Source organism: Candidatus Eremiobacteraceae bacterium (genome assembly GCA_036511855.1).
GTDB lineage: Bacteria > Vulcanimicrobiota > Vulcanimicrobiia > Eremiobacterales > Eremiobacteraceae > JABCYQ01.
Map to the genome: position 1 here is coordinate 1 of DATCBN010000105.1, position 19,253 is coordinate 19,253.

Below are 19,253 nucleotides of genomic sequence, written 5' to 3' on the forward strand. Positions count from 1 at the left end.
ACGGCGAACGGCTCGTCGAACAGAGCCTGATCGAGTGGGCCGTCCCGATAGCCGCCTCCGTAATCGGCGGCATCCGGTGGCGGGTTTGCGATCTCCGATAAAGTTGAAGCAGCCGCAGGCGTGACCGACAACCAGCGCAGCGCGTGGCTTCGCGCATCGGCATAGACCAGGTGGCCGTCGGGATATGCGGCGATGCCCATCGGCACCCCCATCGCTTCAGGGACCAGCGCATTCGAATTGAGAATTCCGCGCATGCCGTACAGAAGTTCGTCCGCCCCGCCGTTTGGAGTCACGGCTTGTCGCAGCATGACGTTTCCGGCGTAGTCAAAAACGATGAGCTCGCTGGCGGTTCCGACAATCATGTTCTCGTTTTTCGACCCGTTGAACGCGATTGCGAGCATGCGCTTGTCGCCTTGTATCGGCAGCGCTAACGTCGTCACAATTCCACCGCTGATCTTTCGCACACCGATCGGATCGTCGGCGATGAATAGATCTCCGGCAGCATTAAAAGCAAGCGCGCGCGGCCGGATGAACGATGCCGCCGCCAGCGCGCCGTCCGCGCCGGCCGTATTGTTGGGAGCGCCGGCGTACGTGGAGACTGTGCCGTTCTTGATGGTCCGGATGCAATGGTTGAGCGTGTCGGCCACGTATATCGTGCCGTCCGGCCCCACGGCAACGCCCGAGGGCCGATTAAAACGCGACTGCAGCGCCGCCCCGTCCTTGTAGCCGCCGGCAACCCACATCGAATTGAACTCGGGCACGCCCGAGCCGCCGATTGTGCTGACCTCGCCGTTCGGCGAGATCTCCCGAATCCGTTGCGCGGCGGCATCTGCCACAAAGATATCGCCGTGCGCATCCACGGCGATGCCTATAGGTTTCATGAACTGGGCAGTTTGTGCATCTCCGTCTCTTGTTCCGGACGTTCCGGCGCCGGCTATGGTCGAGACTGTATAACCGGGCGCGAGCACCGCGGCCGCGCTCGTACCGGAGGGCGCTAACCCGAAAGCCCCGGTCATCGCCGCGAGGGCCAACACGCGCACCGTCAGATTTCCGCGGTCGTTCATTTCGTTCGCCAAAAATGCATCCGCGTGAATGCCTTCACGATGGAATCCGCGGCAAGAACGCGCCCATTTTCCGAAAAATGGGCGTTCGTGGTGCCGAAAAGCGGTACACGATCGGCATCCTGCTCGGCTGCCATGAAACTTGGAAAGAGATCGATGGACAACACGCCGGAGTGGGAGACGACCCCGCTCATATCTTTCTCGAACGTGTCGCCGCTCGGGGGCCCATACACTAAGAACAACCAGTCCTGAAATCCGGTGACCTCGGCGGAGACCGAAACTTCGAGCGATGAAAGGTGCGCCGCGGTGGGGTTGACGACCACCACGAGCGGAATCCCGGCCTTCTTCAATTCGGTGTTCATCTCGACGATGAAACGTCGAGTCGGCGAAGTCCACGTCCGCGCATACGCCTTGAAATCGTACGTCGCCGAATGAGGGGGCGGAAATGATTCGCCGATATTGGTCGCGTTCAATTGGAGAATCACGGCGTCGACGACGCCCAGCGAAAGAATGTTATTGATATAGTCTCTGAAACCGTCGAGACCCCTAACCGGTGAAATCGATATGAGCTTGGGCTCTTTCGGAAAGCCAAGCGCGCGCCAATTGGTACGGAGTTTAGCTTCGATGAGGCCGGGAATGGAATCGCTCCAGCGCGTGTTGTAGAACGCGTACGAATTGCCGAGGTAGGCGATGCGATAGTATCGATCGCTCACGCCGGGAAACGGGTCTTCACCGGCGACGATTTCTCCGCTTCCGGAAGCGTCGGTCTTAGCAAGCGCCGGCACTGGTGACTCGGCGCTCTGAACGGCACCGCGTGAAGGCGCGACCATTCGAATTCTACGATTGCCCATATCGGCGACGGCGACACTGCCATCCGGCATTTTCGCGAGGCCCATCGGCGCGTCGAACAACGCATCGCGGAACGGTCCGTCGCGATACCCGCCTCCAAAGTCCGCGGCATCGGGTATGAGTCTCGGAGTCCATTGCGTCACGGGCTCCGTGAAGTCGCCGAGCATGCGCAGCGCGTGGCTGCGGGCATCCGCGATAAAGAGACGGCCGTCCGGCAACGTCGCGATTCCGAAAGCCGGCCCGGTTCCTTGTGACTGATCGACTGTCGCGGGCTCGAGCTCGCCGCGCATTCCGTACAGCGTATCGCCGCCGGAAACCGGTTGCCGGGAAACCGCCTTAAGATCGCGGTCAAAGGCGACGATCTCAACGGCGGTGCCCACGTACATCGTTTCGTCATTCGCCGGGCCGGAAAATGCGATGGAGAGGAAGCTCTTGTCGGCGCTATTCGGCGGAAGCGTCAACGTCGAAACGATTCCGTCGCTGATCTTGCGAATGCCGATCGGGAAATCGGCCACGAAAAGATCACCGCTCGCGTCGAATGCAAGCGCCCGCGGTCGCACGAACGTGGCCTTTGCGATGGGGCCGTCGGCCGCTGAAATATCGTCAGGCGTGCCGGAGAATGTGGAAACGATTCCGTTTTTGATCAGGCGGATGCAATGGTTAAGGGTATCCGCGACGTAGACGCTGCCGTCAGGCGAAACCGCAACACCGGATGGGCGGTTGAAGCGGGCTTGTAGAGCACCTCCGTCCTTGTATCCGCCGCTCACCCACATGTCGTTGTACTGCGGCGCACCCGATCCGGCAAGCGTCCGAACGTCGCCGGCAGGCGAAATCAGCCGGATCCGTTGGGCGGCAGCGTCGGCGACGTACAGATTGCCGTGCGCGTCGGCGGTGATGCCGATCGGCTTCATGAACTGTGCGGTGGCGGCGTCGCCGTCACGTACGCCCGAAAGCCCGGAGCCGGCGATGGTGGTGACGGTGAACGCCGGCTCGGTCGACGCGTCGACCATCGAGACATACCACGCCAAACAAATCGCGATCAATACGATCGGGATTTTATTCACTGCGGCGGTGGGAGTTTTCCGGTGATCGCCACTTTGAGGTTGTGAGGGATCGTTCCATTCGCGATCTCCTCGTTCCACACGGCTCCGAACTTGATGATCGCGTCGCGCGCCGCCGTCAATGTCGCGAGGTTTTCGACGCCGTTGAACGTCAATGTTCCGTATACGGGGCTCACTGCACCCGAGCGAGTGTAGACGACGCGCAAGATCAGCGTCTTCGAGTGCGAGGATACTGCCTTGTCTCGCAAAACGCTTACGGCAGTGCCTTCTAAGGTGCGCAGGCCGGCGTCGCCGACGTTTTTATCGTCGACTAGTTTTGCCACGTAGGGCGACGCTTCCCAAAGGTAGGTGGATTGGACGCCGCTGCGGGCCAGAATAACGGGTCCGGCAACAGGTCTGACGGGGTCCGCAAAAGCGGTGCCAATGCTTGACATCAGCAAGAACACCGCACAAAGGAGCGTAGCCTTAGGCATCCTGGGCGTGATCCTCAACGAAAATTGCGGCATGAACACTGAACGTAGCTCCGTTCTTCCCGGTTGCCGGTCTACCATCTAACCCCCGGCAAAGGCGCGCTCGATCACGGTAGCCGCATTTGCGAACGTGGCTGCGGCGAACAGCACCCAACCCAAAAAGACAAAAGCGAAGGTGAGCACGGTCGAGGCTGCCGGCACCAAGCGGCCAGGCTTGGAGAGCCAATCGACGCTTGGGACGACGCGCATCGACCACACGCGATGGGCAGCCAATCCGCCCCCGTGCCAAAGTCCCCATACCACGAACGTCCAGGCCGCGCCGTGCCACAGCCCGGCGATCGCCATAGCGATGAAGAGATTCAGCGCGGTCACAAGCGGCGGCCGCCGGCTTCCGCCCAACGGGATGAACACGTAGTCTCGAATCCATGACGAGAGCGACATGTGCCAGCGCCGCCAAAATACCGAGATGTTTTGCGCCCAATAGGGACGCGAAAAATTCTCCGGGATGCGAATGCCGAGCAAGCCGGCTGTGCCGATCGCGATGTCAGAGTAGCCGCTAAAATCGAAATAGATCTTCGCGCCGTAGGCGAAAATGGCCACGATGTAGTCGAGCCGGCCGAACGGTTCGCCGTTGGGCGTCAGAATCGGTTGCGCGAGCAGCGTCATCGAATCGGCGATGACCACTTTCTTCGTGAGGCCGAGCAGAACGCGATAGATGTTGAGTGCAAACGTCTCGTTGGGGGGTGCCACGATGTGGGACACTTGCGGCGCAAAACTCTGGTATCTTTTGATCGGTCCCGCTACGAGCGTGGGAAAGAACATCGTGAATGTCGCGAAGTCCAAAGGATCCAGCCGCTCGATCTTACCCAGATAAACATCGACGAGGACGTGCACGAATTCAAACGTGAAAAACGAGATCGCGAGCGGCACGATGAGATGCGGGAGCGGAAGCACGTCGTGGCGCAAGACTTCGTCGATCGTCAGCGCGAAGAACTTGGAATACTTGAAGAACGCCAATACACCGACGATCGCGGCCACTCCCAAGATCATCCAGAATTTCTTCGCCGGCGAGCCTTGTTTCGCTCGCAACATCATGATCGCGATGCCGTACGTCGTGATGCCAAGCGCCAGGATCAATAGCAGATACGCAGGCACCGAAGACGCGTAAAAGACGCACCCGGCAACCACGATGTAATAGGGTTTGAATCGCTGCGGCACGGCGAGCCAGTAGATGACGAGCACGACAACGGCAAAAACGGCGAAGGTCCACGTATTGAAAATCACAGCCGTAGGTCCTTGCGCAAGAGGGCACTCAGATGTTCGTTGCCGGCTACGGTCAGGTGGTCGTTGTCGAAAAACTCGTCCGGCCTAAACGCACGGTCATAATTGAGCACGCGCGCGCCATGTTCGCGCAAGAGTGCGCTTACGTAGGCAAGCTGGTCGCCATAGTCCGGCGTGTCTATGTAGTCGTGCAGCAGGCCGTGATTCGTTGGCGTCAGGATCGCGATCGTCGGAATATGCTCTGCTTGCAAGAGCGACACGGACTTCTTCAAGAAAATGACTTCGACGTTCGTGCCGCTTAGCGGCGAGAGATCGTAGGTCCCCATGAACTTGTCGGGACTGGGAACGTGAGCTGCGCCGGCGCGGGCCGTCTCACCCGACAAGGATTCGATCTGGTCGCGGAGCGCGGTGACTGCGTCCGGGGTTCCGAATAGCTGTTCGCGGATGTCCGCGCGCATGCCGTAGAGCGCCCAGAACGATCCGAGTGTCGCGTCGGCACGCGCGTCAAAGGTCGCGTGTCGTGTGGGCTTGAGCAGGCTGCGTTCCTCCGGGCGCAGCTGCTGCCAGACGAGTTGCTCGAGTCCAGGATAGAGCGTTTGGTACGCGCTATCCGCGGCGTTGAACTCCTTGAGATTGACGTTGAATAGAACCGCTTTGGGCCGGATGCCGTCCGCTTGCATGAGACGGAGCAATGCGTAAAGATTCGCCGGGCTGCCGCCTTCAAAGCTTAAGTTTTCGAATTGCACCGACGAGCTGCTCAGCCGCGCGATCGCGGCTTCTTGCGGTTTGACCCGGTAGCCCCAGAGCGCGGAATCGCCGATAACCACAATTTTATCCGAAAGATGATCTTCGCGGATCGCACGCTGTAGATAGGCCGCCGAAAAATTTTCGTTCAGCCGCGGCGTGTGCGGAAAAGTCCACCGCACCACGACGTCGGCGACGATGAGCGTCACGAACATCGCCGCGACTGTTTGGGCAACGAGGACCATGAAGCGCATTAAAAGTCAGTGTAGATGAATCGTGAGTCCGTCGACGGCCCCGCTATGATCATCACTATCGCGAGAAATGCGCAGATGATGCCCAAAACAACCGGGTTGGTGAGTGAATGTCCGAGGACCGCGTAGACGGGATCGGTGGCCAAAATCTCGTTTGGCGCGCGCGAATCGGGAACGTCGATATAGCGATCATCCATTCAAATCGTATTTATCCTAGCGGTTCCTGCGCCCTTTACGCCGGAGCGAACGGCAGCGGCCGCGCCTCGCGGTAGACGGCGAGTGTGAACTCCCACGGGTAATAGGCGTGGCGGACTTCGGCGAAACGAGAAAGTTCGGTGAGCGCGAAGTGCAACGTGCGCGCCGGGTCCTGGTGATAGGCGATCTCGCGTTTCCAATCCACGTGGCTGCTGAGGAAGTTCGCGGCTATGCCTCGCTTCGCCGACGCATACATCGCTTTAAGAACCGACCGGACGACCGTCTCCCACGCCTCGTCGGTGTGCTGCATGCGCAGATTGAAGATTCCGGATTCCACGACGTAGTCCGCCAGCGGCGGCGGATCCTTGACGATATCGCGGTGCTCGACCATGAGGGCCGGATCGCGCTGCAACGCCCGCTCGATCATCTTCGGGTTGATGTCGGCGCCGCTGTACGACGCGTTTGGGAAATGTTCCCGAAGAAAATCGCGTAGATGGCCGAGGCCGCACCCCACTTCGTACACGGTGAACGGTCCGCGTTCGTGGTCGAACGCTTGCGCGATCGATGCGAAACGGAACTGCTGAAACGCTTCGTCACGCCACGAGACGGCTTTCGCCGAAAAGCCGTGGTTATCGAGCAGTGCGTTGTAAAACTCGTTGAGCGCACTGTAATCGTCCGCGCCTGACGGCGGGCCCCCTGCGTGCGGGTTCACAGATAGCCGAGCGCTTCGAGCCGCTGGCGCACGATTTCTTCCTCTTCAGGCGAGTACGGCGACTCCACATCGGGCTCGTGATGGTCCGCTTCCGCCGGCGCGATGTTCGCGTGAACCGGCGCGCGGTTCACGCCGTCGACGTCGCTTGGAATGTCCACGCCGAGCAGTGCATAGATCGTGGGCGCCAGATCTTCGATGCCGAGATCGCCTTGCGCGCGGAACGACGAGATCCACACGCCGTCGCGCCAATGCCCGCCGAATGACCCGTGGTGCACGGCGCCATGCTCGAGCTCGAAGCCGCCGGCGACCGCTTTGCGCTTACCCACGTAGTTGACGGTGCCCGGCACCGTCTCGACGATCAGTTCCGGGAACTCGTGCACGTAGCGACCGTGGAAAAGTTCTTCGCGGCGCCACACCTGCGAGATGAGCCGTTCACCGCCGGCCGGATCGCGCGCCTCGAGCAGCTTCGCGCGGATCTCGTCGGCGAGTGCCCACGCATCGCGGACGGCCACCGCGCCGGATGAATACGTCCCTTTCGCATTGATGCGTACACCCGCGTACGCGCCGACGGCGTCGCGGCAGAACGCCTTGGTCTGGTCCCATTCCACCACACCGCTCTCGATGTCGACGATGTCGATGCCGGGCATCCCTCCGGCGTCACCGCTGCGGAAGAACCGGTCGCGAAGTTTGAGGTAGCCCTCTTCTTCGAGCCATTGCATGACGGAGAACGAGCGCGCGAACGGACCGAAGCCGTGATCCGAACAGACGATGACCGAGCACTCGCCGATGCTCTCGAGCAGTTCGCCAAACAGCCCGTCGGCGCGTTCGAGCAAGCGCTGCGTAAGGTCGTTGCCCGCGCCGAGCCGGTGCCCGAGCGTGTCGACAAAACCGAGATACAGCATGCAGCAGTCCCAAGGTTCGGCCGCGCACATCGCGGCCGTGAGCCGGAAACGTGCGTCCAACGCGTGGCGCAACCGCGTTTCTTCAGCCGTGAATTCGTCTTCTACGGCGTAGCCGAATTCGTGAAGCCGGCCGGCCCATGCGGCAGCGTTGCAACGCGGCATGCCGGGCGGCACATCCCATCCGGCCACGGCGAGATATCCGTCGCGCGGCTCGACTGGGAACGTCATGGGGCAACCGATGCTGATGAAGAGCTTGCCGGCGTCCGGGAGCCGGTGCTGCACTCCCTTATCGCCGATGTCGCTCGCGTTGACGATGCGCGTTTTGTAGTCGACGGTGGGCCGCTCGAATGTGAGCACGCCGGTCTTACCGGGGTTCATGCCGGTGTATGCGGCGGTCCAGGCCGCGGGTGTGATGGGCAAGGGCGTGGATCGCAACGGCAGCTTCGCGCCGTGCTCCGCGATGCGCGCCAAGTTGGGCATGCCGCCCGCGCGCAGCGCTTTGCCGACGGTGTTCTCATCGGCGCCGTCGAGGCCGAGCACGAAGACGCGTTGACGCATGTCGTCGCGAGTTGGGCGAGCGATGCTCGCCCTCCTACAGGAACCGATGACGGGACGTTAGACGTTGATGACTTCGGACTCGCGCTCGCCGACGTAGAGCTCCACGTCTTCGGGGTCGACGGCGTTGCGCATCGCGGCCTCGCCCACCGCATCGTAGTAGCGCGTTATCTGCAGCCGATAGAAGATCGCGAGAGTGTCGACGAAGACGTCCCAGACATCCGACGTGCCCACGCGGCCGAACGTGCCGCGTTTGAAGCGAAGGATCACCGGCACGTCGACGATGCGATAGCCGAGATGATTGGCGTTGACCAGCACTTCGACGTCGAATGCGAAGCGTTTTGCCAACACGCGCGGGAACACGCGCGCGAGCACCGCCGTGCGAAATGCCTTGAGGCCGGTCTGCGTGTCGCGCAACGGCAAGCCGAAGAGCAGCTTTACGAGAAACGAATATCCCGAGCTCCAGGCCTTGCGGATGAACGGATAGTTCACGTCGGACCGCGGATGCCACTTGCTGCCCACGACCACGTCGGCTTCGCCCGCGTCGATGGGTTCGATGAGGCGCGGAATCTGCGCCGGATGAAGGTCCATGTCGGCGTCGAGAAATACGACGATATCGCCCGTGCAGTAACGGAAGCCGCACATGAGCGCGTTCCCTTTGCCGGCGTTGCGATGGTAACGGACCACTTTTACGTTGTCCGTATTCTCCGTCAGCGCGCGCGAGGCGGAGTGATACGTGTTGTCGGGACTCCCGTCGTCGACCAGGATGACCTCGTAAGGCCGGCCGAGCGACTCCATCGTGGCAACGGTCTCGCGCAGGTTGTCGAGGATGTGCACCGCTTCATTGTATGCGGGCATGACAACCGAGATCTTACTGCTCAATACGTGTTCTCCGTCCCGCAACATGTTTCGGCGCGAGAGCCTTGTCACCTATCCGAAATCCGCCGGCGACGCTTGCTCGTTCCCCTAAACGCTCGTATCATCTGCAAACCGGCGAAAAGATCAGCTTGTCGCAGTCGCTTCGTTAGCGAGCATCTCTGCGTTGCCGACCGGCGCTCCGCCGAGACGCGCCGAAGCTTCGGCCATTTCGAGGATGCGCACGACGCGGCGCCCCATTCGGTGATCGGCCGTCGGTTCTTTGCCCTGCGTGAGACAAGCCACGATTTCCGCCGCCTCGACCGCGAGCGCTTCGTCGTTCGGCAGATACGGCGCGTGCATGTCGCCGACGCGATATTGGATCAGCGCGTTGTGCAGGCGCTCGGTCTCACCTTCGGCCAGCGTCACGCCGCGGTCATAGATGCGCACTTTCTCCGCCGGGTCCGTCTCGTCGTAGACCACCATGCGCTTCGTGCCGCACAGCACTACTTGGCGCACCTTGACAGGCGCAAGCCAATTCATGCTCACGTGTGCGATGAAATTATTCGGGTAACGAAGAGTCATGTAGGCGATGTTCGGGTGGTGGCCGTCGAAATGAGTGGCTTCGGTGCAGCTCACGGAATGCGGCATCTCTCCGCCGAGTATGAAATCGAGGATGGAGAGATCGTGCGGCGCGAGGTCCCACGTGACCGAACCGTCTTGCGAGAACAATCCCAGATTGATGCGCACCGAATCGTAGTAGAGCAGCGTGCCGAGATTGCCGCCGGCGGCCTCCGCCGCCATGCGCCGCACTTGAGGTGTGAAGACGAACGTGTGGTCCACGAAGATGCGCACGCCTTGGCGCGCAGCTCGTTCGATCAAGTCATCGCATTCGGCGACGCTGCGGCACATCGGCTTTTCCACGAGCACGTGCTTGCCGGCGTCGATCGCTGCCTTGGCCATCGGATAATGCATGGCCGCCGGGACCGAGAGCGCGACGAGGTCCGCCGCCGATGCGATCACGTCGCGGTATTCCGTGGTGACGGCCGCGGCCGGCCACGCCTTGCGCGCGGCTTCAAGCCGCTTTGCGCTGACATCGCAGATGACGTCCACCGCGGCGCCGTCGATGGCCGCGAAATTGCGGACGAGATTCGGGCCCCAGTAACCGTAGCCCACGACGGCGACGCGTATCACGCAGTTCTCCTTGCCGCTTCTCTGCGTAGCACAGCCTCAGCGGCGTCGACGGTGGCATCCCACGTCAGTGTGCGCGCGAATGTCTGTGCCGCCGCGCTGAGCGTTTGATAACGGACCGGATCCGCGACGAGTTCCGCGATTGCCGCCGCCAAAGCGGCGGGCGACGGCGCGCAACGGATGCCGGTGATACCATCGAGGACCGAGTCGCGCGTTCCGGGGATATCGTACACGACCGCCGGTGTCCCCGCTAGGTTCGCCTCGCTCACGACGAGTCCCCAACCTTCGCGCGCCGACGTCATCACGATGGCGCGCGCAGTGCGCAGGATGCGCCGCTTTGTCTCCTCGCCGGCGTAGCCCTCCCACCGTATGCGCTCCGCCACGCCGAGCGATGCCGCCAATCGCTGCAGATCCGCTTTGACGCGCTCGTCCCCGCCGCCGACCACGATCAAGCGCATGCTCGCGAGAGGGCCGTTCGCGCCGGTTGCGAGCGCCTTGATCACGTGATCGATGCGTTTTGACGCCGTGATGCGGCCCACCATCGCGATGGCGTTTTCGCGCTGCGCTAGCGGAAGCGGCTCCTCAGCCGCGTATTGATCGATCGCCATCGGCATGATGTCGACTTCACCGCGAAGCCCGATGTGTTTGATGCTTCGCGCCGACGATTCCGAAATGGTCAATACAGGGCATCGCCGGTAGACCTGCAGATACGCCGGCTCGCACGCGTACCCAGCGATGGCGACGGGCCACGGCGCTTCGAAGAACCACACTTCGCGCGCCAGTTGACAGATCAGCGCCACCACCGGCTTTCGGGCGTAGAGCGGCGCGAAGAACGGCAACGTGTTGATCTCATCCACGACGACATCGAAATCGCCGAGCGCCTTGTATCGGTGCATGGCATGGAATCGCACGGTGGCGGCGTTGCCTTGGCGCACGATGCGCACGCCATCGAGTTCGACCTCGGGCTTGCCGCCGCGGAACGCGCCCGCAAACCACGTGGCGCGATGGCCGCGTTCGACGAGCCGGCGCGCGATGCCGTGCGTGAGGTATTCCGCGCCGCCGGCGCGCGGATGCGCGGGGTCGCGCCAATTCAGGAAGAGGACGTTCACTCCTTGGACGTCTCGCCCGCCGGTGTGGCGCTGCGATTGAAAAGCAGATCGAGCGCATTGCCGAGATTCTTGCATGCCTCGACCGCCGTGATCCACGCGAATGCGAATCCGATGACCGGATGAAATAGCCAAAGCGGCTCGCGGTCGCGCAGCGCGCGCCAAAGCGCAACGCCGGTGGGCGGCACGATGCTGATGGCGTAAAAGGGCCAGAGCGACCGGCGGCGCCGGCGATCGGGCGGCACGTAACGGTCCCGCCAGCGCAACGACGACGCAGGTTTGAAATTCTTCGCGATGCGCGGCTGGAACTTGGCGAGCAGATCGAAGAGCCCGGTCGTGGTGTAGTGGTCCACAAGCGGCTCGTCCACACAGGCCATCACCGCGCCGCTTGCGATCATATCGAACACGCAGCCGACGTCGTCTTCATAGCCGTCGGGCATGGAAAACGGCGCGCGGATGACCGCGCCTTGCGCGATCGCGAGCAGCGGCGGCCGCTCCGCTGGAAAGCGATAGAGCGCGAAGGCCGGCGTCTTGCGCAGCGGCGTGTAGACCTTGTGGAAGTCTCGAGAGTTGCATGCCGCGCCGTACATGAACTGATTGAACGGATCGGTAAAGCGGTTGAAATAGCGCGTGGTGAGCGCATAGTCGGGGCGGTCGTCGGTCACGTGCGCGAAGGCGAACCGCACGGTTGGGTCTGCGAACGGTTCGGCCATGCGGCGGCAAAACGAGGGCCGCAGCACGTTGTCGGCCGCCATCGCGCAGATCAAGTCGCCGCTCGCCTGCCGGAAAGCCGCCGGCATGCTGAAAATCGCGCGCTGCGGCGGATTCTCCGTGACGATAGCGCCGTATGACCGCGCCTTCTCGCGCGTGTCATCGATGGATCCTTGATCGGGAACAATGATCTCGATCCGTTCAGATGGATAATCTTGGGCGCGGATGGACGCAAGGCAGCGATCGATCCGCGCGCTTTCGTTGCGGACGGGAATCAAGAATGTGAACTTCGGAAGGTCGGCGCTCATCCAAGTGTACCTTCTCCGATCGACGAGCCGTTGCCCTTAGAGCTTATAGACGACGATCGAGCCGTCGTCGAACGCCTGGATCGGTGAATATTCGTTCGGAACCCGGGGCATGGGTTGGCGGGCGGTGCGCAAATCGCCGGGCAGCCACACCCATTGGGAGAGCGACGGGGTGACCAACGGGTCTGCGTATGCACGTTCTTCGATGATCACGACATGGACGCCGCGCGCGCGCAGTTGGGAAGCCACTCCGGGCGCTGCAAAATCGCCGAGCAATTCTCGCTCGCGATCCGACAGGTGCAGATCAGTCACGCGCGTGCCCGAAATCGTCTCGACGTAGGCGAGTTCCGCGCCGCGCGGGCTGGTAGCGTCCATCAGCGGATAGTATGCGATAGAACCGCCATTCGCGTTCTTTGCGGCCCACAACTCGGCAGCGATCGTGGGCGAGACGGCGACACGCGATGCGCCTGGCCCAAGCGGCAGTACCGAAACGATGATCGCCAATCCGACGAATGCCGCGCCGGCCGTGCGCCATACGCCCGACGGCTGCACGAAGAGCTTGTCGAGCGCGAGCGCGCCTAAGAGCGCGCAGAAGACGCTGATGCCGAGTCCGGCCTGGGCGATGCCGGCGAACCCCGGCGTGAGTGCGGCAAGCGCGGCCGCAAGGGTCGGCAGCGTGACCCCCGCCCACTGCGACGGCAACGCCGCATACAGCGACAGGGCGATCGAAAGCGCGGCTACTTTTCCTATCGGATAATTGGGCACGGCCGGGCGCAGAATCACGAATGCCAGCGCCGCGGCTATGAGCGCGATGCCGGGAGAGATGCACAGCGCGAGCACGACGCCGGCGTGGTGCTCGGCACCGGCAAACTGCGTGAGCATCGAAGCCGGCACTCCCGCCTCCCATGGCAGCGACCCGTCGCCGGCCAGACTGCGCACGGCGCCGGGCACTCCGAGGAGCGCACCCGACGCGGAAAATGCGTGCGCGACACGCTGCGGCGCAAGCGCGACGTATGCGAGCGCCGCGATCCCGGGCGGCGCCCAGTAGATCACGTGCCGGCGCAATCGAGCGCGCGTGTGCGAAAGCGAGATGCAGAATGCCGCGCCGATCGCGATCATCGCGATCGCTTCGACCGGCGCGAACACGGCAGCAACCAGAATGGCTGCGCCTGCGAGCGACATCGCAAGCCGATCCCGCTCGCCTTCTTCGATCATGCCCCAACAGAAGAGCGGAACAAGGAATGTGGGTGCGAGCCACAGGGAAAGCGGCCATTCTCTGGCCGGGCAAGCCGCCCAAAGCAATCCTGCGATCGCAGCTGCCGGCACGCTCGCGCCCAATCTGCGCGCCGTGATGAAGATAAGGATTCCGCCCGCGATGCCATCGATAGCCACGAGAGCTCCCCACCACGAGCCGAGGCCAGGGTGAGCGGCGAGCGCCACGAGCTGCCCGATGGCGTGCGATCCCCAGACCGAACCCGGCAACGCCGCGGCTAACGCGGTCAATGTGGCGAGACCGAAAGCGATCCCGGCCAATATCCGAAGGCCGCGCGCTGTAACCGCTTGCGCGACGATCGCGTCTACCGCCGTGGGCACAGTCTGCGCTTTGGCGTGCTCGGCCATGGTCAGATCTTGTAGAGAAGAGATGGCGACGGCAGCGCCGAGCAGCACGAGCGCGGCGAGCGCGAAGCCGACGCTGACCACGGTCGTCACGTCGTTGTCTGCCGATCGCACGATGCCGGCAAGCAGTGCATAGACGGCGCCGGCCGCAAGATACAGCGGCGGACGGCGCCAACGTCGCAACAGCAGCGCCGGCGCTGGGAGCAGCAACGCGACCATGCCTGCGATCGGCAGGGCTATGCTCTGAGCACGCGCGGAAACGAAGAGCAGCAGCGCGCCGGCGGCGACGACGACGATGAATGTGTTGCGCGCGAAGTTAGATACCCGCTTGGCGCTCGGCTTGATCATGATGGCCACCGTCGCAGCGCGACGATCACACCCGCCGCGAACAGCAGTGAAAGCAGCAGTCCCAGTTCGACGGCTGCCTGCGGCACGAACAGCGCGATGAGGTGTAGCCGGCCTGACGGCACCCACCAGCCATTGAGCATGTCGTTGACCGTGTAGTGATCGGCCGCTGCGATCGCATAGCCGCGGAGCCTAACGTAGTCGAGCAGCGCAAAGCCGCTGGGTTTGAACGCGCTCGGCACTGTCGCAAGCTGCCACCCGCGGTCGTAGGCGTCGGTGACGACGAGCAGCCCGCCGTGTGAGTCTAAGTCAGCCTCGTATTCCGTGGGCGTGATGGTCGCAAATCCCGTGAGGTCCGCGGTAGCAAAAGTCTTCGGTGTCCCCTGCGAGAGCATTGCCGCGTCGACTCGCCATGGCGGCATCGAATGTGAGGTAAGCGAGTGGACCCCCGCCGCCAGGTCGATAGACGGCGCGCTCGCAACGAACAGGCCGTCGCTATATGGCGCGAGCTGTTTGGTCGCTCTCACTTGCGATCCGTCAACCATCAAAGCCGGCTGTTGAAGAAATGTGGCCGGCGGCTGCGAGTGCGCGCTGCCCATGATGGCTTCGACACCGCCGACGGCGATGCGCGCCAATTGTCCGCTGTCCGTCGAAAGCCCGGGAAGCGGATCGAACGTGAGATAGATGAGCGACAGCCTCGCTCGTGGATTGCCGCGCAGCCGATAGTCCTTGACCTGCTGCAAGTCGATGCGGAATTGCGCCCATTCCGAGCTGTTGTCGGCGGCGATGTCGCCAAACTCTCTCGGTTCGCCAAGCTTGAGCGACGGAACTTCAAACGGCGACGGCTGCGCGGTCACCCAGCCCTTCGGTAGCGATTCTTGCGTCGTCGAATAGTCGGGTTTGCGACCCGGGAAGACGATGGCGCTGCCTTTGTTGCCGGGCAGAGTGAAGCCGAGCATCACGTGCGTTGCAAGCTGACGCGGAGTGGAGACCAGGAATTGCAAGTAGTGAGCGTCGGCCGGAGCGTCGATCGGAATGGTCACATGTGCGCGTTGAACGACGTAGCGCGCGGCGCTAGTGATCTTGACGATCGCGGTGCGCTGAACGCCGACCCTGCCGGCGCTGCTTTCGATCGTCACGGTACCGCCGGCCTCGCGAGTCACGACGCCTTTTAGCTGCGAACCGTCGACGAACGTGAAATCCGCTTCGTCACCGAGCAAACCATTCGACGGGTCGACGGCGCGCGGCGAATCGGCGAGTTGAAATGTCATCTGAAGCAGTTGTCTGGCGGGCGCCAACTGGAGCAGGCGCATCCCGGTCACGTTCACCCCGGCTCCCGGCCCGATCGTGGTCAAGTCGGCCGATGCCGCCACGCGCTCGGACACCTTCGGACCCACCCACCCGCTGCCGATCGCAAGATTAGCGCTGCCGAGATGCGCCACAAATCGCGCTCCGGGCCCGCCGGCGGATTCCACCCCAGGCGGCTTGACGATGGTCAAATACATTCCGGTCATCGCGTACGCAGCGGCCCCATCTCCCTCATCCTCTAAGCGGTGAATGTGTAGCCATGCTGGATCGTCGCGATGAAAATCGAGCCCGCGCTGAAACGCCGCAGCGAGCGCCTTGTCGACCGCCATTCGAACGTCGCCGAAGTAATGCGTATCGAATGGATTGAGATTTTCGAGATAGCGGAACTTCGCGCCGTCGGCCGTTCTTTCTAAAGTCACCTCAAGCTGCAAGATGACGGTGCTCGCCGGCGCAAGATAATCGATGTCGACGAACGGCTCTTCATCGAGCGGTATCTTGATGTGGTCGAAGATCGGATAGGCGGCGCGCTGCTCGACGTTGGTGGGCGCATCGGCCGTCGCGGAGAGCACCAGGCCGTCGTTCGAACCGATGGCGGAGACCTCGAGCGGCCTTTGATCGGCGACGGTCGCAAGCTCTTGTTGGTGCGATATCGAGAGATCGCCGCGCACGAGCAAGGTGACTTGGTTCCGCAGCGCTCCTAAGGTGTCGTCCAACCCAAGCGCGACCTGGATATTGTTGGCGCCGGGATGGAGCACCACGTCGTGCAGCACGATCGGCTGTCCGCCGCCGAGCAGCCAACCAATCGCACGCGGGGGCGCCGTGAACTCGGTGATCAAGCCATTGAGCGAGAGTTTGACGTGTACCGGGAATTGAGTCGCCGATGCGAATGCGGGCAGAAGCAAGTCGCCTCTTTCGGCCACGGGAATCGCGTTGGCCACGGTGATGCTTCCGGCAACGCCGTAGAATCCAAACCACGAACCGGCGCCGAGCCCTTTGTCGGTGTCGATCTCAACGCCGCCGGCATTCGGCACGATCGCTATCAAGCCGGGAGCGTTCGACGAGTACTGGAGAGTTGTATCGCTGATGTCGTTGAAGAAAACCGGCGCTTGCGACTCCGCAACAGGTCTGGGCACGGTGGCGTTTTGCCGGTAGTCCACGTGCATCGCATCGCCCGGCAGTTCGTTGGGCTCGTAGTACAGCATCCGTATGTCCGTTCGGGCCGGTGTTTGGGTCCCGAATGCGACGTTGAACAATTTCGGGTCGCGCCAGTCCTTGAAGTTCGTCGTCATCGCCGCGGCGGTCGCGGAGAAGCCGCGGTATGCGACCGAGGTGGCGTCGGCGAATGCCGAATACGCGTTGAGCTGTGCGACGACTCGCCCAAAATCGTCGGGGCTATAGTCGATTCGATTCACCAACTGCGCGCCGTCGACGATGTTGGGAATCTTCTCGAGCACATTTGGATCGGGGTTTTGGCCAGATAGCAGCAGCGCCGCCCGGTTCGACCAAAACGGCGTGAGCATCATCGCGTCGATGGATTCGCCGCTGCCGTTGAGCACCACAGGCGCGGGTGCGATGAACCCGCGTGTCGGCGTCCAGCCGCGCACCTCGAAGACATAGTGCCGCCCGATCACCCGATCGAAGCGCAGCCATTTTCTTGTTTTGAGGAAGTCGATGGCCTCATTGAACTCGGTGTACGTGAGACCCGGTTTGTACACGATGCGGTCGTCGTCGTACGGAACCACGACGTAGCGGATGTTCAGTTCGCGCATCAGATCCGGTATGAGCGGCGAGGAGTAGAACCAGAAGATGTTTATCCAGTCCGGATTGAAGTCGCGAAAGCCGTCGAAGCCGTTTCCGTTGGCCACTTGCTGCGCTTCTACATATGGATGGCGGAAATCGGGTCGCATCGGTTCGATGTCGCGCGGGAACACCAGCACGCGATAGAACTCGGACCCGCTGTCCAAGAAGTTCTCCAGTTGGACGACGTCCGCCGGCCGCGGCTCCGTTGTGAAGCTACGGTAGCGCGTCGGATTGAAGGCGTCGCGCATCAGCCACGAATATCCCACCGCCACCAGAATCAAGGCTGCGACGGACGCGCGCTGGGCTGTTGTGCGGCCGTAGCGTTTTCTCAACAACGCGACGAACGTAGACAGTCCAAGGGTGATCGCGATCGCATAGGCGACGCTGTGCAGCGACATCCACTTCGTGACATCGCGGAATAAAGACATGCCCGGCACGTGTTCGAAAATCCAGATGTTGATCGGGCCCAGCGGCGGGTTTGGCCCGGAGTCCAGCAATATGCACACGAACGCGGCGAACGCGATCGCCCGGGTGTACCGGCGTCGCCACGCAAGCGCGAGGCCGATGAACGCCAGCACCGGAAGCGCGTAGAACGACGGATCGACCGGGACCGCAAGGAATGGCGAATCGTCGGCCACCCAGTGATAGTAAGCGTTGAAGAGCGCAAGGCTATGGGTCACCGACATGTATGCCGACGTGGTCGTATAATCGAAGGTCGAGCCATATCCAGGGGGCGCCTGCGCAGGCGAGATTATCTGCGGCACGATCCAATAAAGGTTGAAACCGATCACCGCCGCCGCCGCGACGATGATTCCCGGCACCGCAAGCCGGAGACGCCGGAAAGAGCCGTCCTTGATCAATCGGTCGACGAGGATGATCGCGCACAGCACGAGTGCGATATACACGTACCGCAAGTCGTACGCCACCTGCACCACGAACAGCGCGGACAGCACGATGCCTTTGCGCGGAGTGGGCTTGTCGACGAATGCAAACGCGGCGATGGCGATGAACGGGATGATGGCCGCGGCCACGATCGACGGGATTCCGCCGCGCTCGACAAGCGCGACCGTCCATGTGCTCGCGATGAAGACGAACGAGCCCGCCGCCGAAGCGATCGGCGAACCGGTGAGCCTATAGCCGAATGCATAGGAGCCCCACACCGCGAGTATGAGATACGGCCAGAGATAGCAGATCCGCTCGGCGAGTTCCCAACTTCCTCCCATCTTTGCGATCAGTCCGCAAACCGCGAAGATGGGGAAGTACGTCATGTAGACTTCTTGATTTTCGCCGATCTGCTGGGCGCCGCTCCACGCGTGCGGCCACGGGAAAAACGACAGCAGTTCGTCGTGGCTCCGTCGGACCCAATCGCTGCCGATCACCAGTCCGCTGCTGAGCCACGCGTGGAAGAGCACGCATTCGAATATGATCGGAAGCAGGATCGGCCAGTGGCGGCTCAGCCCTCTGAATCTATCAAGCATCGATCAATCAATCGGTCCGATCTTCGGTCGCACAAACGCCATTGCGATTGCCGCGGCGATTGCGAAGAAAACGATGAACCAGAGCAGCGATATCGGCGGCGCGACGTAGCGTACGGCGAGAGTCCCCGGTCGATCGACGATCCAACCTTGGGCGAAGCCGTCGGCCGGATAGGGCGCAAGCACGAATCCGTCGACGGACGCTTGCCAGCCTCCGGACGAATGTTGGTGCAAAACGACGAGGCTCCCTTGCGGAGGCGCGGGCCCGCTGTAGTCCAGAGTGGAGCGGGCGCCATTGAAAGCGTGCGCGTCGGCGACACCGTAGCGTGAACGTGGCAAGCGGTCAAGCTTCACATCTTGCTGGATTGAGACGCCCGACCGGCCCAATTTCCATACGGCGACGGGCCCGCTGCGCATGAGTTCGCGCGTGCGCGCAGCCGTCATCCAAACAAATGCGCC

15 protein-coding genes are annotated in these 19,253 nt (G+C 62.4%); all 15 read right to left on the reverse strand.

Features of this window, described 5'->3' with window-relative positions:
• A partial coding sequence (locus tag VII69_13905) for a hypothetical protein (GenBank protein ID HEY5096202.1) occupies positions 1-1,064 on the reverse strand: 1,064 nt, incomplete at its 3' end.
• On the reverse strand, positions 1,061-2,974 hold the full coding sequence (locus VII69_13910; GenBank protein ID HEY5096203.1) for a hypothetical protein: 1,914 nt from the start codon (positions 2,972-2,974) through the stop codon (positions 1,061-1,063). The genes VII69_13910 and VII69_13905, both read right to left, overlap by 4 nt.
• The gene (locus tag VII69_13915; GenBank protein HEY5096204.1) at positions 2,971-3,444 is read right to left on the reverse strand and encodes a hypothetical protein; all 474 of its coding nucleotides are present in this window, start codon (positions 3,442-3,444) and stop codon (positions 2,971-2,973) included. The genes VII69_13910 and VII69_13915 overlap by 4 nt, the downstream gene beginning before the upstream one ends.
• 78 nt (positions 3,445-3,522) lie before the next feature.
• On the reverse strand, positions 3,523-4,725 hold the full coding sequence (locus VII69_13920; protein HEY5096205.1) for an MBOAT family O-acyltransferase: 1,203 nt from the start codon (positions 4,723-4,725) through the stop codon (positions 3,523-3,525).
• Positions 4,722-5,720, reverse strand: a complete 999-nt coding sequence (locus tag VII69_13925; GenBank protein HEY5096206.1) for a hypothetical protein — start codon at positions 5,718-5,720, stop codon at positions 4,722-4,724. The genes VII69_13920 and VII69_13925 overlap by 4 nt, the downstream gene beginning before the upstream one ends.
• Positions 5,720-5,914, reverse strand: a complete 195-nt coding sequence (locus VII69_13930; GenBank protein HEY5096207.1) for a hypothetical protein — start codon at positions 5,912-5,914, stop codon at positions 5,720-5,722. Before VII69_13930 ends, VII69_13925 begins: the two co-directional genes overlap by 1 nt.
• Positions 5,915-5,949: 35 nt before the next feature.
• Complete coding sequence (locus VII69_13935; GenBank protein ID HEY5096208.1) at positions 5,950-6,624, reverse strand: class I SAM-dependent methyltransferase; 675 nt, start codon at positions 6,622-6,624, stop codon at positions 5,950-5,952.
• The gene (locus VII69_13940; GenBank protein HEY5096209.1) at positions 6,621-8,084 is read right to left on the reverse strand and encodes an alkaline phosphatase family protein; all 1,464 of its coding nucleotides are present in this window, start codon (positions 8,082-8,084) and stop codon (positions 6,621-6,623) included. Before VII69_13940 ends, VII69_13935 begins: the two co-directional genes overlap by 4 nt.
• A gap of 57 nt (positions 8,085-8,141) precedes the next feature.
• Positions 8,142-8,963 carry a glycosyltransferase family 2 protein gene (locus tag VII69_13945; GenBank protein ID HEY5096210.1) on the reverse strand — a complete coding sequence of 274 codons (822 nt, stop codon included), beginning with the start codon at positions 8,961-8,963 and terminating at the stop codon, positions 8,142-8,144.
• Between the two features lie 120 nt (positions 8,964-9,083).
• On the reverse strand, positions 9,084-10,130 hold the full coding sequence (locus VII69_13950) for a Gfo/Idh/MocA family oxidoreductase (GenBank protein ID HEY5096211.1): 1,047 nt from the start codon (positions 10,128-10,130) through the stop codon (positions 9,084-9,086).
• Positions 10,127-11,236, reverse strand: a complete 1,110-nt coding sequence (locus VII69_13955) for a glycosyltransferase family 4 protein (GenBank protein ID HEY5096212.1) — start codon at positions 11,234-11,236, stop codon at positions 10,127-10,129. Before VII69_13955 ends, VII69_13950 begins: the two co-directional genes overlap by 4 nt.
• Entirely contained in the window at positions 11,233-12,252 is a 1,020-nt protein-coding gene (locus VII69_13960; GenBank protein HEY5096213.1) for a glycosyltransferase, read from the reverse strand. Before VII69_13960 ends, VII69_13955 begins: the two co-directional genes overlap by 4 nt.
• A 36-nt stretch (positions 12,253-12,288) precedes the next feature.
• The gene (locus VII69_13965) at positions 12,289-14,214 is read right to left on the reverse strand and encodes a hypothetical protein (protein HEY5096214.1); all 1,926 of its coding nucleotides are present in this window, start codon (positions 14,212-14,214) and stop codon (positions 12,289-12,291) included.
• Positions 14,211-18,797, reverse strand: coding sequence for a hypothetical protein (locus VII69_13970; GenBank protein HEY5096215.1), 4,587 nt, complete (start codon positions 18,795-18,797; stop codon positions 14,211-14,213). Before VII69_13970 ends, VII69_13965 begins: the two co-directional genes overlap by 4 nt.
• Positions 18,798-18,800: 3 nt before the next feature.
• The coding region (locus VII69_13975) for a hypothetical protein (protein HEY5096216.1) at positions 18,801-19,253 on the reverse strand (453 nt) is incomplete at its 5' end.